We start from the raw sequence: 14,744 nt of genomic DNA on the forward strand, positions 1-14,744 counted from the left end.
AAATAAAACCTGCTCCCTTTAAGGAACAGGTTTTATATATTTAGTTAGTCTAATTCCACTTGTTTTGTTTCTGTACCAAGGAAGAGTACTGCTAAAACGCCAATTACTATGGCCACACAGAAAATGCCAAAAATATAACCAATTTCGTAGCCAGCAGTTACAAGAGAACCAACCAACAAAGGTCCTAAAATCCCACCAATACGCCCAACGGATGCAGCCATTCCGGAACCAGTTCCGCGTATTACTGTAGGATACTGTTCTGGTGAATAAGCATACAAAGCACCCCAAGCTCCTAAGTTAAAAAATGAAAGGAGCATACCTGAAATGATTAATACAGCTGTTGAATCAGCGGAACCAAAAACTAGTGCACTCGCTGCTGTTCCAAGTAAAAACGTTATCAATACAAATTTACGACCTGCCTTTTCAATTAACCAAGCAGCTGTAAAGTAGCCAGGTAATTGAGCAAGAGTCATTATTAATACATATTCAAAACTTTTTATCAAATCGAATCCCTTCATTACCATTACACTTGGTAACCATAAGAACATTCCATAATACGAAAAGACTACCATAAACCAGACAATCCAAAGCATAAGTGTTCTTTTTGCATATTTCTTCGACCATACATCTTTCATATTTTGCATAATTGATCTTGATTGTGTTTCATTGGATACAAAACGCGGAGAGTCTGGTAACTTTAAACGTAAATAAATTGCATAAAACGCTGGTAGTGCCGTAATAATTAAACCTATTCTCCAACCGTAATTTAAAATTATAAAGTAAGAAATTAGTGCTGATAAAAGCCAGCCCGCTGCCCAAAAACTTTCAAGTAATACTACTACTCTACCTCGTTCTTTTGCTTCGACACTTTCAGAAACAAGCGTGGATGCAACCGGTAATTCTCCTCCTAGCCCCATTCCAACAAAAAATCGTAGAATTAAAAATGCAGCTAATGTAGTGGTGAGAGCTGATAAACCCCCTGCCACAGAGAACAAGACCAATGTAATCATAAATACTTTTTTACGACCTACTTTATCTGCAAGTACTCCAAATACCAATGCACCAACAGCCATCCCTATTGAATTTATACTTCCAATCCAGCCCATCTCATTAGGAGTCAAGCTCCATTCTCTAACAAGCGCTGCAATAACAAAGGATAAAATTCCTACATCCATTGCATCGAACATCCAAGCTAGACCCGCAATGCCTAGTAATTTATTTTTTGATAGGGGTTTGTTTTCCTTTATAGTAGCCATTTTTTCTCCTGTCTTTACACCTGTAATGTTTTTTGTTTACATGATTAGTATAATGCTCGTTTAGCAAACTTTCAATAGAAAGTTTATCTTGTTTTTTAAGTATTATTAAGGTAAAATGTCCTTTATACAAATACATATGTTTATTCAAGAAGAACAGAGAGGCGGAACACAACATGGCTTGGCAAGGTTTAATCGAAGAGTACAAAGATTTTTTACCTGTAACAGATAAAACACCAAATTTAACATTACACGAGGGAAATACGCCTCTTATAAAATTAAATAACTTGTCCAAAGAACTGGGTATTGAACTTTACGGAAAAGTAGAGGGTGCAAATCCTACTGGATCATTTAAAGACCGAGGAATGGTTTTCGCTGTTGCTAAAGCAATCGAAGATGGCAGTGAATGTGTCATTTGTGCTTCTACAGGAAATACTTCGGCAGCTGCATCAGCATACGCTGCTCGTGCAGGAATAAAATCGATTGTCGTCATCCCAAAAGGAAAAGTCGCGCTTGGTAAATTAGCTCAGGCATGTATGTATGGAGCTAAAATAATTGAAATTGACGGTAACTTTGATGATGCACTACAAATTGTTAGGAAAGTTAGTGAAACATCACCCGTTGCTTTAGTTAACTCTGTCAATCCATATAGAATAGAAGGTCAAAAAACAGCTGCTTTTGAAATTGTCGACACTTTAGGCTTTTCACCTGACTTTCTGTGTATTCCAGTTGGAAATGCCGGTAACATAAGCGCTTATTGGAAAGGCTTCAAAGAATATAATGAAGTAAAACAATCAGGTCTACCTAAAATGTTCGGTTTTGAAGCTGAAGGCTCTGCTGCAATCGTTCAAGGTGCTCCAATTGCTAATCCAGAAACAGTTGCAACAGCGATTCGTATTGGGAATCCTGCAAGCTGGTCTTTAGCTGAAGCGGCACGAGACGAATCTGGTGGTATTATTGATTCTGTCACAGACGAAGAAATTCTAAACGCTTATCAATTAATCGCTAATCGCGAAGGGATATTTGTAGAGCCTGGATCTGCTGCTTCTTTAGCAGGAGTTATTAAATCAGTGAAAAGTGGAAAAATCTCCGCAGGAAGTAAAGTGGTTACTATTTTTACTGGTAACGGTTTAAAAGATCCAGATACAGCGATGAATGTATCTACAGTTGAGTTAGTTTCATTAAAAAATGACGAGGAAGAAATTCGTCAATACATTGAGGGAGTTTTATGAGTAACAAATGGTCCATTTTAATACCTGCAAGCACCGCTAACTTAGGCCCTGGTTTTGATTCAATCGGAATAGCATTGGATAAATACTTAGAAGTAGACGTGGAAGTTTCTGAGAAATGGAAGATTGATAATTTAACAGATAATCTTCCAGAAGTACCAGATCCACAAAATCATTTAATGGTGCAAGCTGCACAAAAAACTGCACAAATACACGGATTAGAATTACCTGCCTGCCACTTAGAAGTCAGAAGTGAAATCCCCCTCGCTCGCGGGATGGGGAGTAGTGCTTCTGCGATTGTGGCTGGAATAGAAGTTGCTAACCAAGTGCTCGATCTTCAGCTTACTTCACAAGACAAGCTAAAAGTAGCAACGTCAATGGAAGGACATCCTGACAATGCAGCTGCCTCTATTTTCGGTGGCTTTACTATTTCTTCTTCTGCTGAAAATGGAGAAATTCACGTATTTCATACAGCTAATATTGGTGCTGCTTTTGTTTTGTTCATTCCAAACTTTGAATTAAAAACAGAAAAAGCAAGAAATGCCTTACCTGAAACCTATACACGTAAAATTGCCGCACAAGCAAGTGCTGCTGCAAATTTATTAATAGCCGCACTTCTATCTCAATCGTTTGAACAAGCTGGTGTGTATATGGAACAGGATTTATTCCACGAACCATACCGTCTAAACCTTATTCCAGAAAGCAAAGAGATTAAAATTGCTGCGAAAAGAGCCGGTGCATACGGAACCTGTATAAGTGGAGCTGGACCTACCCTTCTCTCTTTGGTGGAAAGAGGAACAGAGGAAGACTTTATCTCTAAGTTAAGTGGTATATTCCCTAACTTTCAACTTGTACCAGTGTCAATCAATCGGACAGGAATTGTTGCATTAAAAAATAAAAAAGGCAGTGCGGTTCTCTCTTAATGAGAACTGCACTGCCTTTATACATTTGAAACATATTCTTTTCTATGCCATTAAAACTAGACTAAGTGCCATTACAAGCATTCCAGCTACGACACCGTAAATAGAAGAATGCGCTTCATCGTATTTTCTTGCAGCTGGTAATAGTTCATCTAACGAAATAAACACCATAATTCCTGCAACAGCGGCAAATACTACACCGAAAACTACACCGTTTAAGAATGGCATTAATATTAAGTATGCAACAAACGCACCCACAGGCTCTGCAAGTCCCGAAAGAAATGATAATTTAAATGCTTTTTTACGATTTCCAGTCGCATAATAAATAGGAACAGCAACCGCAATCCCTTCTGGAATATTATGAATAGCTACAGCTATCGCTATGGCAATCCCTAGATTTGGATCTTGCAACGCAGAAGCAAATGTTGCAATTCCCTCTGGAAAGTTGTGTATTCCGATGGCGAGTGCAGTAAACATACCCATTTTCATTAGTTTTGTGTATTCAGCATTAGTTGGTGTCACATCCATATCTTCTACACTTTTAGCGTCATGTGGGTTGCCAAGGGAAGGTAATAAACGGTCAATAATCGCAATAAAAATCATCCCACCAAAAAAACCAACAATGGTCATCCAATAACCATTTTTCTCGCCTAGCTCCGCTACTAGTGAAACTTTTGCTTTCACAAATATTTCAACTAAAGATACATATATCATTACACCTGCCGAGAATCCTAACGCAACAGATAAAAATTTAGTATTTGTTCGAGAAGTTAACAAAGATAGCAAACTGCCTATTCCTGTTGCTAATCCCGCAAACAATGTAAGTAATAGTGCAAAAACAACATTGCCTTCCATTGTACCAACTTCTTTCTTATCAATGATTTCCACTTTATTATACGCATTAAGTTTCCTTGACGCAACAATTTTCAATTGAAGAAAACATTAAAATGCAGTAGATTTTTTAATATACTCTCCAATATTTAACCAATCCTTTTCTAATATATCTCGATTAGACGGGCGGTAAAAAACTGCGGCTGGATGATACGTAGGCATTATAATATATTCCTCTGTAGACCATTTATATACACTTTCTTTTAGTGAAGCAAGGTGTTGAACGGGATGTTTTATGATTTGGCCATGCATCTCTGACACCCTTGCTTCCTTTCCTAATAGACGCTGGAGTCCTACATTGCCTAAAGTTACAATAACGAGTGGGGAAATATTTTTTAATTCAAAATCGAGAAGTGGTGCGTGAGCAATTATTTCCTGCTGAGTAGGTGGCCTATTATATTTTCTTTTCGTTATTTCCCCATTTCTCATTTTCTTCTCTTTCCACAAATATGGTCTGCTTCTTACAGCACTCGTCATATATACTTCATCTCTCGTTAGGTTGATTGTGGCAAGTGATTTTGCTAATTCATTCCCTGCTCTTCCTATGAAGGGTATACCTTCAACTGCCTCATTTTCTCCTGGCGCTTCCCCAATTAACATAATTGTAGGGGTTTGAGGCCCTCTCCCCTTAACAAAACCTTCTACAGGAAAACCTTCTATTCTCTTTTTAGCAAGTTTAACTAGTTCATCTGGTAGCTCAAACATATACATTTGCTCCTTTTTTTATTCTACAAGTCAAAAAATCCTCTCCATAAAGGAAAGGACCTTTGTTTCTATTCTTTTTTAAAACTCTTTTTTCTCCATTCGTACCATAAGGCAACCACTACAAACCATGTATACCCTACCATCCATCCAGCAAACACATCTGAAGCATAATGACGACTCTCTGCAATACGGGATAGACCAATCATCATTGCAAGAAGAACAGCCAAAATCCACGTAAAAATTTTGATTTTATTATTTGACTGATGCTCTGTCAATAAATAGGTAATGGTAAATACATAAAGTAAACCAACCATTGCATGGCCGGAAGGAAAACTAAAGGTCTCTAATTGATGAGGAACATCTGGTCGTTCTCTTTGAATCCACTTTTTTAATAATTGATTTAGCACATTTCCTACACCCACTGAAAATAAAACAAAGAGCATAGCTCTATAATTTCTTGAATGTAACCACAAATAGATAATTAATAGAAGCATAGCTACTAAAATAAACTTTGTTTCGCCAATATAATGAAATAAAGTTATAAAAGCATTTCCTGCAAGAAGTTCGGACATTGTATGATCAATTGCTATAATTTCTTCTTTTGAAACTTTTAGAAACAACATGACAAATCCTACCAAAGTAACTACTCCGAGTGGATAAAACCATTTTTTCACAAAATCCCCTCCTAACAAAAAGTATAAGCTAGATAATATATTATGTACAATTAAAATATAAGCATCCAATTAATAGAGCAATTCGGTTCGTTTATGGAGCCGACTTCGATTCTGCCAAAAAAAATCCACAAGGTACGTGTACCTTGTGGATTTCAAATTATTTACTTACTTTTACTTCATATACATTTTGGCTGGATTCAATAATATAATCAGGCTTTGGCTTTCCTATATTCGCTTTGTGACCAGCAATATGCTCGGGACTCTTCTCCCAATTCTTCCAGTCCTCTTCTGATCTCCAACCTACTACTACAAGGACTTCTTCTTCCCCACGGCGAACTTTTTTCACTAGAACTTCTAACTTTTCAAAGCCCGGTTGCTTTTCAAGTTTTCCTTCTCCTTGAAAACGTTCTACCACACTAGACGAAAAACCTTCTTTTATAACCATCCGTTTTATTTGATAAAACATATTATTTAATTGCCTCTAGGACTGCATCAATTTTTGCATTTTCCGATTCAATACCGCCACCTGCTAAGTACCAAGCTTCTGGATCCAAATAATATACTTTACCGTTTTTAACAGCATTTGTTTTGCTTACGATTTCATTTTCAATCGCCGCTTTTGTGCCAGACTCACCCTCAGAGGCAACTGCATCACGGTCTACTACGAATAGGATATCTGGATTTTTCTCTAACACATATTCATATGAAACATTTTGACCATGTGTAGAAACTTCTAAATTTTCATCAACTGCTTTAAAGCCGTACACGTCATGTACTATTCCAAAACGTGAACCTGGACCATATGCACTTAGTTCACCTTCAGATGCAAGAACTACTAAAGCCTTTTCTTCAATGCTTTTTGTTTTCTCTGACATTTCTGCAACCTTTGCATCAATTTCTTCTAATGCCTTTGTTGCTTCTGCTTCTTTACCGAAAATTTTACCAGCTAACTCAGTATTAGCTTTGAATGAATTCATGTAGTCAGTAGTATCAACTCCAACATAAACAGTAGGAGCAATTTTACTTAATTCTTCATAAGCGTCTGCTTGACGACCAGAAATGAAAATTACATCCGGATTCATCGTGCTGATTGCTTCAAAGTCTGGCTCTTTAAGTGCGCCAGCATTTTTATATGCAGCTTCATCTGCATATTTGCTTAAATATTTTGGAAGGCTGCTTTGAGATACAGCTGTTACATCAACGCCTAGTGCATCTAATGTATCAAGAAAACCATAGTCAAAAACAACAACATTTTCTGGTTTTTTATCTAGTGTTACTTCTTTATATCCCTCTGGTTGAGGAATAGTTAATGGGAAAACTGATGATGCTTCGTTTGATCCTGTTTTTTCTTCTGAAGTACCTTCTTCTTTAGTTGACGCATCTTCGTTTGATCCACACGCTGCAAGTAATAGAACTAGCATGGCGAAAATCACCGCTAAAAATTTCTTGTTTTTCATCTATTAAACGCTCCTTTTTCTTATGAATTAAAATAAACACAAATTCGACAGCTATTCATTTCTTGTATTGGAATATCCATGTCATAAATTTCTTTTAGTGCATCAGAGTTAATAATTTCATGAGTAGGACCGTCTTTGATCACACGGCCGTCCTTCAATGCGACAATATAATCTGAATACACGGATGCAAAGTTAATATCGTGCAATACGATGACAACCGTTTTACCTAGATCTTCTACAAGCTTGCGAAGAATCTTCATAATTTGTACAGAATGCTTCATGTCCAAATTATTTAATGGCTCATCTAGCAAGATGTATTCCGTATCTTGAGCAATAACCATCGCGATAAAAGCGCGTTGGCGTTGACCACCAGAAAGTTCATCTAAATAGCTATCCTCGATATCAGCTAAATTCATATACTCAATAGCCTGGTCGACCATTTTCATGTCTTCTGCATTTAAACGTCCTTTAGAATAAGGAAATCGGCCGAATGACACTAGTTCACGAATCGTTAAGCGTACATTCATATAGTTTGATTGTTTTAATATGGATACGCGTTTAGAAAACTCATCGGATTTCCATTTACTAACATTCGATTTATCTAGTAGAACTTCACCTGTATCTGCATCCAATAAGCGGCTAACCATTGATAAAAGTGTAGATTTTCCAGCACCATTAGGTCCGATAAAGGATGTAATTTTTCCTGACTGGATATTAACACTTACGTTATCCACTACTGGCTTTTTAGAAAAATACTTTGTTACTTCTTTAACTTGTATCATGATGTAGCTCGACTCTCCTTTAGTAATAAATAAATGAAGTAAATTCCTCCGAGAAAGTTAATTATCACGCTCAGTGTTGTATCAAATGTAAATATACGTTCTACAATCCACTGTCCTCCAATTAGTGCTATTAAACTCATTATGCTAGCTCCAGTAATTAATACCGAATGCTTGTATGTGTTGAAGAATTGGTACGATAAGTTTGCGACGATTAAGCCAAAGAATGTAATAGGACCAACCAGCGCTGTAGAAGTAGCAATTAAAACAGCTGATAGTACGAGCATCGTTTTAACTATTTTGTCATAATCCACACCGAGATTAATAGCATTATCGCGTCCTAGCGACATTACATCCAACTCTCTAATCGTGCGCCAACCATATAGGATGGCTAAGACGATAATAACCATCGCTAACCAAACTAAATCACCGTTTACGTTGTTAAAACTTGCAAACATCTTATTTTGTAAACTTGTAAACTCGTTTGGATCAATAAGTACTTGAAGGAAAGTTGTAATACTTCCTAAAAATGTTCCTAAAATTATCCCTACAAGTAGCAAGAAATAGATTGGGCGTTTCCCTGCGTTGAACAAAAAGCGATAAAGTAACAGAGCAAATCCGATCATTGCTATAACAGAAATAAAGAAATTATAGTTTTTGTTTATAACTAAAATCGACATTGAACCAAAGAAGTAATAAATACATGTCTGTACTAACATGTATAACGAATCCAGACCCATTACACTTGGAGTTAATATTCGATTATGTGTAATAGTTTGGAAAATTACCGTAGAATAAGCAATCGCTACCCCAGTAAGTCCCATCGCCAATACCTTTATAGCTCGACGTGGCAATGCATAATCATAGCTTCCATTCAACCCTTGAAACAAATAAAGTACTATAAAAACTATTGCCAAAGCTAGTAATATAATCATTTTTGTTTTGTTACGCATATGCTTTCCCCCTAAACAGCAAGAATAGGAAGATTGCACTTCCGATTACACCAACTGTCATACTAATCGGGATTTCATAAGGAAAGATTAATACCCTACCTAGAATATCGCATATCAACAAGAAAATGACTCCTAGCAACGCAGTATGTGGTAATGTTTTTTCTAAATGATCTCCTTTAAATATGGATACTATATTTGGGATGATTAATCCTAAAAAAGGAATCATTCCAACTGTCAATACAACAGTTGTAGAGATCAAAGCAACTAGCACTAAACCTAAATTTAATACTCTTTTGTAGGAAAGACCGAGATTTTTTGCAAAATCCTCTCCCATTCCTGCTACAGTAAAGCGATTAGCGTAAATATAGGCAATAATAAGTACTGGTACGCTTATGTAAAGCAATTCATATCTACCTTTTAAAATTAAAGAGAAGTCTCCTTGTAACCAAACGGTGATATTTTGAATTATATTTGATTTGTAAGCGAAAAACGTCGTTATAGAGGCTAAAATATTTCCAAACATCAGACCTACAAGCGGAACAAAAATTGCATCCTTAAATTTAATCCGATTTAGTATTTGCATAAAGAGCAATGTACCTGCTAGTGCGAATATAAATGCAAAAGAGATTTTTTGCATATACGTTGCATTTGTAAATACAAGCATCGAGATTAAAATACCTAAGCGGGTAGCATCAAGAGTACCAGCTGTGGTCGGTGATACAAATTTATTTCTACTTAGACTCTGCATTATTAAACCTGCGATACTCATCCCTGCTCCTGCAAGTATTATGGCGATAAGTCTAGGTAAGCGACTAATGAGAAATATTTGTGTCTCCTCCGAAGTAATATCTAACAAATCCATTGGTGAGATTCTAGTTACACCAACAAAGAGAGATAAGAGAGAAAGTGCGACTAGTGCAATTACAAGATATCTTTTTTTCATAACTATCCTCAACATTTCTATTTGTGAAAGGGCGATAGTGAAAATCATTATCATTTACTCACAGTTTTTATTATAGCACCTTGACAATACAAGTCAACGCTTAAATGAAAATGATTTTCAATTGAAAATACACGTATATGCCAGTTCATCCTATTTTATTTATATGAAGCAATTTCATAATTCAAATTTACTTGAAAAACACGAACCAAATTAAAGGAAACTAAAGAAATATATATTTTAGTAATATAAGGTATAGTTGATTTCCGTTATAGGCGGACGCTTTCCGCGGGGTGAGCGATAAACCATCACCGCCGCTACGCGTCGCTTGTGATGTCTTATCTGTCTCACTCATCCCGCTGGAGTCGTCGCCTGCCACTCCTATCAACAAAATGATATATGTTAGTGTATTTATGACAAAGTACTATTTGAAATTAGCTCATATTTAATTTTACTATAAAAAATATGTAAAACAAAAAGACTGCCTGTAATTGTCGCTTTTTCGCAACATTTACAGCAGTCTTTTTCGCTATTTTCAATATCTACTTGACGCTTCGCATATACATTTAAAGCTTAAATTTCTACCGCATTATCAATTACTTCTTGAGGAATAACAATTTCTTCTACTTGATTGAAATTAGAGAAGTCGGATTTCATATCTTGTTTCATATTCATTGTTTCTCCGTCGATTGTCATATCCATATCAAGAACCATATCTACTTTATTTGTTTGGAATGTCTCTTTATCAATATGAATTAAGTAGTTTACGGAATTAATAATCATATCCATTTCAATTTCTTCCACACCAACCATGTTTTGAAGAGCCTCATCCACTTGTTCTTTTACTAACTCGGTGAATTTTTCTCCAGACGCTTCTAAAGTAAGAATATAGTTGTCGTTATCTTGCTCAAAGGTGAAGTCTTCTAAATATCCTTCAATTTGTTTTAATTGATTTGATGGATTCGATTGATCTGTTGTGCTCATTAACTGATTCATCATTTCTTGAGGAAACTTCATCCATTGACCAGATTCTCCCTCATACGTATAAAAAGCATCCTTCGTTATATAGCTCTCCATCTTCATCTCTTGATTTCCCATATTTTCATCAGTAGATTTCATAGATGTTGTTCCTGTTTGGTGAATTTGTAATGGATCAATTATATAATCCATATCCATTAATGAATTAATGTCTAAATTTACGTCTTGTCCAGGCAATTGCATCGTTTGCTTCATATCAATTTTTGCTTTTACACTCTTTAATTCTTCTGAAGCTGCCATTGACTTATCATATACTTCTTGTAAAGTTAACTCACTTTTCTCAGTTACATCCTTCTCATTTGCCGGGGCAGCTGTTTCATTACACGCTGCTAAACCTAATGTTAATGTGGCTACAGCTAAAAGTGTCGACCATTTCTTCATATCGTTTATCATCCCTTCCCTATTGATAATAACTTTACGAGGAAAGTTAAGGAAAGGTTTCATTTATTTTCTATTAGTTTACTCCACGCATGTATCTTTGAATAAGTGGTGTTAAGAAGAATAGTAAAAATCCTATTCCAATTGCTACCGCACCTATGACCCCGAAGTAAAGAATTTCATTCTCTGGAGAATAAAATTTAACGACTTGTGCATTGATCGCTTGAGCAGAAGCACTTGTCATAAACCACAAACTCATCGTTTGTGCAGCAAATGCAGTTGGCGCAAGCTTAGTAGTTGTAGATAGACCAACTGGCGAAAGTAATAATTCACCAAGAACAACTAAAAAGAAACTCAATACTAGCCACCATGGACTAACAAGTGATTCAGTCCCATTTACATACGCTGGGATAATCATGACGATAAACGACAGACCACCAAATAATAGGCCGTATGCGAATTTTTTCGGTGTAGATGGTTGTCGATCCCCTAGTTTTACCCAAAGCCAAGCAAACACTGGAGCAAACCCAATGATAAATAACGGATTCAATGATTGGAACCATGCAGGAGATATCTCAAAAGAACCGATCGTTAAATCTACACGTTCGTCTGCATATACCGCCAAGATGCTTGATCCTTGTTCTTGAATTGCCCAAAACATCATCGCTGAGACAAATAACGGAATATACGCAAGTAATCTAGATTTTTCATCTACCGTTGTCTTTTCACTTCTATACATAACGATAAAGTAAAGCGTTGGAATAACAATCCCTAAGATAGATACGGTCATTGTAAATGCATCGAATGTCATAATACCTTGGTCAATTAAAAAGTATCCGATGATTAGAAGTAGTAATACTCCAACCCCAATTCTAGTGAATACTTTTTTTCGCTCTTCTCTTCCCATTGGATTTGGAGCATAAGAGCCGGCTAAACCTAAATACTTTTTCTTTGTAATTAGGAATACTATTAAACCAATTGCCATACCTATAGCTGCAATTCCAAATCCTAAGTGGAAATTATACTTTAGTCCAATTGTTCCGACAATTAAAGGTGCAATAAATGCCCCCATGTTAATACCCATATAGAAAATACTAAAGCCAGAGTCACGACGAGGATCAGTTTCTAAATACAAATCTCCGACGACACTAGAAACATTCGGTTTTAATAAACCCGTACCGACAATGATTAAAGCCATTGAAATAAATAATGGTGTCGTTCCACCAGGAAACGCTAACACAATATGTCCAAACATAATGAGGACACCACCGTAAAATACGGTTTTAGTAGTACCAAAAAGTCTATCAGCAATCCAACCACCAATAATTCCAGACATATAAACTAATGAACCGTAGATAGCCATTATGGAGTTAGCTGTAGTACGATCCATCCCTAGTCCGCCTGCTGTTACTTCGTAGTACATATAGTAAATTAATATCGCTCGCATTCCGTAGTAAGAAAAGCGCTCCCAAAACTCCGTAAAAAATAGAGACAATAAACCTTTTGGATGCCCAAAAAACCCTTTCTGCGGTACCGACTGAACTATTTCTTCTTTTGTAGCCATGTTTTATACCTCTCTTCTAATTTAGAAAACTCAAAGTAATCAAAAAGTTGTACAGATGTCCGACCTTTGAGTGTTGCTTATAAAAAACATATTATAAACTTCCCTTTTTTTATTGTCAAAAAACATTTACTTATTTCGAATTCTGAAATTATTCTATATAATAGTCGTTATGACATAGGAAAGGAGAGTAGATTTCTGTGCTTAAAAAGTTTTTTGCCTTTTACAAACCGCATAAACGATTATTCATTATCGACTTTAGCAGTGCAGTGTTCGTAGCTATTTTAGAACTTGCATTTCCGGTAGCAGTTCAATGGTTCATTGATGACCTTTTACCAGGTGGAGATTGGAATATGATAGTAAGGGTGAGTATTTTACTATTTATCGTATATATAATAAGTACATTTCTTCAATTTATCGTTAGTTATTTAGGTCATAAACTCGGTATAAATATTGAAACGGATATGAGACAGCAATTATTTAACCATGTACAACGGCAATCATTCCGCTTCTTTGACAATACAAAGACCGGGCATATTATGAGCCGGATTACAAATGACTTATTTGATATTGGTGAGCTTGCCCATCATGGTCCCGAAGATTTATTTATCGCCATTATGACATTGATCGGTGCCTTTGCAATTATGTTCAACATTAATCCAGAGCTCGCAGTGATCGCCATCATTATGGTCCCGTTCTTATCTATTGTTGCTACATACGGAAATATTATGATGAACAAAGCATGGAAGAACATGTACGGTAAAATTGCAGACGTAAATGCTCGCGTTGAAGATAGTGTATCCGGTGTTAGAGTAGTACAATCTTTTACAAATGAAAACTTTGAAATTGCTCGCTTTAAAGAAGATAACGGTCAATTTCGACTAGCAAAACTTATTGCTTATAAAGTGATGGCTGGAACACATTCCAGCATCTATATGATGACTCGCCTTGTGACATTGGTAGTCTTGGTTGTAGGAGCATGGTTCACATACAAAGGGACGCTATCCTACGGACAGCTAGTAAGTTTTGTCCTTTATGTAAACGTGTTAATTAAACCAGTAGATAAAATTACTGCACTTTTAGAACTGTATCCAAAAGGAATGGCCGGATTTAAACGCTTTTTAGAACTTGTTGAGCAGGATCCTGAGGTTCAAGACCGACCGAATGCATTAAATGTATCTCATTTGAATGGAGACATTGAGTTTGAAAATGTCAGCTTTCGCTATGATGAGCATAAATCAGTGCTCGAGAATATTAATTTATCGATAAAAGCTGGAGAAACCGTTGCATTTGTTGGTCCCTCTGGAGCTGGTAAAACAACTATATGCTCGCTCATTCCTCGTTTTTATGATGTGAATGAAGGTGCAATCTCTATTGATGGTTTAAACATCCAGGATGTTACGATGCAATCTTTACGTTCTCAAATTGGTATCGTTCAACAAGATGTATTTTTATTTACTGGTACAATTCGAGAGAATATTGCGTACGGTAAAAAAGAAGCATCAGAAGAAGAAATTCAGGATGCAGCGAGAAAAGCACATTTGGAAGATTTTATTAGTTCGCTTCCAGATGGATATGACACACAAATCGGTGAGCGTGGACTTAAATTATCAGGAGGACAAAAACAACGTCTAGCAATAGCTCGCATGTTCCTTAAAAATCCTCCAATTTTAATTTTGGACGAGGCAACTTCTGCCCTTGATACAGAGACAGAAAAAATCATCCAAAAATCTTTAATGGAGCTTGCAGAAAATCGTACAACCCTTATTATTGCCCATCGTCTTGCAACCATCCGTGATGCGGATCGAGTAATTGTTGTAACCGATGACGGAATTGCAGAAGATGGTTCGTATAGTGAATTAGTAGCGCAGGATGGAATTTTTGCCAGACTTCATAATATTCAGTTTCAAGAATTATAAGATTCTAATTACCAATAGAAAAAGGTTGTTCGCAAGTAAAAATCCTA

At 36.3% G+C, this 14,744-nt stretch carries 14 protein-coding genes; 3 read left to right on the top strand and 11 right to left on the bottom strand.

Annotated elements, in window-relative coordinates; genetic code table 11:
* Positions 1-44 precede the first annotated feature (44 nt).
* Complete coding sequence (locus P2Q73_RS02700) at positions 45-1,256, bottom strand: MFS transporter (protein ID WP_056830955.1); 1,212 nt, start codon at positions 1,254-1,256, stop codon at positions 45-47.
* A gap of 173 nt (positions 1,257-1,429) precedes the next feature.
* Between P2Q73_RS02700 and thrC the strand changes: the two genes are divergently transcribed.
* Entirely contained in the window at positions 1,430-2,485 is a 1,056-nt protein-coding gene (thrC, locus tag P2Q73_RS02705; protein WP_056830957.1) for a threonine synthase, read from the top strand.
* The gene (gene thrB / locus P2Q73_RS02710; protein ID WP_275783623.1) at positions 2,482-3,405 is read left to right on the top strand and encodes a homoserine kinase; all 924 of its coding nucleotides are present in this window, start codon (positions 2,482-2,484) and stop codon (positions 3,403-3,405) included. Before thrC ends, thrB begins: the two co-directional genes overlap by 4 nt.
* Before the next feature lie 42 nt (positions 3,406-3,447).
* Here the strand turns inward: thrB and zupT are convergent, their stop codons facing one another.
* The 10 genes from zupT to P2Q73_RS02760 all read right to left on the bottom strand — a co-directional run bounded on the left by zupT (position 3,448) and on the right by P2Q73_RS02760 (position 12,781).
* The gene (gene zupT / locus P2Q73_RS02715) at positions 3,448-4,257 is read right to left on the bottom strand and encodes a zinc transporter ZupT (protein ID WP_056831147.1); all 810 of its coding nucleotides are present in this window, start codon (positions 4,255-4,257) and stop codon (positions 3,448-3,450) included.
* 87 nt (positions 4,258-4,344) lie between these two features.
* On the bottom strand, positions 4,345-4,998 hold the full coding sequence (locus tag P2Q73_RS02720) for a uracil-DNA glycosylase (protein WP_275783626.1): 654 nt from the start codon (positions 4,996-4,998) through the stop codon (positions 4,345-4,347).
* Between the two features lie 68 nt (positions 4,999-5,066).
* Positions 5,067-5,672: a phosphatase PAP2 family protein gene (locus P2Q73_RS02725; RefSeq protein WP_056830960.1), complete on the bottom strand. Its 606-nt coding sequence runs from the start codon at positions 5,670-5,672 to the stop codon at positions 5,067-5,069.
* 157 nt (positions 5,673-5,829) lie between these two features.
* Positions 5,830-6,138 (bottom strand): antibiotic biosynthesis monooxygenase family protein, encoded by a 309-nt coding sequence (locus tag P2Q73_RS02730; RefSeq protein WP_053591607.1) that lies wholly within the window; start codon positions 6,136-6,138, stop codon positions 5,830-5,832.
* A gap of 1 nt (position 6,139) precedes the next feature.
* Positions 6,140-7,129 (bottom strand): siderophore ABC transporter substrate-binding protein, encoded by a 990-nt coding sequence (locus tag P2Q73_RS02735; RefSeq protein WP_053591606.1) that lies wholly within the window; start codon positions 7,127-7,129, stop codon positions 6,140-6,142.
* Between the two features lie 20 nt (positions 7,130-7,149).
* The gene (locus P2Q73_RS02740; RefSeq protein WP_053591605.1) at positions 7,150-7,911 is read right to left on the bottom strand and encodes an iron ABC transporter ATP-binding protein; all 762 of its coding nucleotides are present in this window, start codon (positions 7,909-7,911) and stop codon (positions 7,150-7,152) included.
* Positions 7,908-8,861: an iron chelate uptake ABC transporter family permease subunit gene (locus P2Q73_RS02745; RefSeq protein ID WP_056830965.1), complete on the bottom strand. Its 954-nt coding sequence runs from the start codon at positions 8,859-8,861 to the stop codon at positions 7,908-7,910. The genes P2Q73_RS02740 and P2Q73_RS02745 overlap by 4 nt, the downstream gene beginning before the upstream one ends.
* A complete protein-coding gene (locus tag P2Q73_RS02750) occupies positions 8,854-9,804 on the bottom strand; it encodes an ABC transporter permease (protein ID WP_053591603.1) in 951 nt (316 codons plus the stop codon). Before P2Q73_RS02750 ends, P2Q73_RS02745 begins: the two co-directional genes overlap by 8 nt.
* Before the next feature lie 570 nt (positions 9,805-10,374).
* Positions 10,375-11,220, bottom strand: coding sequence for a DUF6612 family protein (locus P2Q73_RS02755; RefSeq protein WP_156316831.1), 846 nt, complete (start codon positions 11,218-11,220; stop codon positions 10,375-10,377).
* 73 nt (positions 11,221-11,293) lie between these two features.
* A complete protein-coding gene (locus P2Q73_RS02760; protein WP_275783637.1) occupies positions 11,294-12,781 on the bottom strand; it encodes a peptide MFS transporter in 1,488 nt (495 codons plus the stop codon).
* Between the two features lie 197 nt (positions 12,782-12,978).
* Between P2Q73_RS02760 and P2Q73_RS02765 the strand changes: the two genes are divergently transcribed.
* Positions 12,979-14,697, top strand: coding sequence for an ABC transporter ATP-binding protein (locus tag P2Q73_RS02765; protein ID WP_275783640.1), 1,719 nt, complete (start codon positions 12,979-12,981; stop codon positions 14,695-14,697).
* The last annotated feature ends 47 nt before the right edge of the window (positions 14,698-14,744 follow it).

It is taken from the genome of Bacillus sp. Cr_A10, from assembly GCF_029222665.1.
Classification (GTDB): Bacteria; Bacillota; Bacilli; order Bacillales_A; family Planococcaceae; genus Psychrobacillus.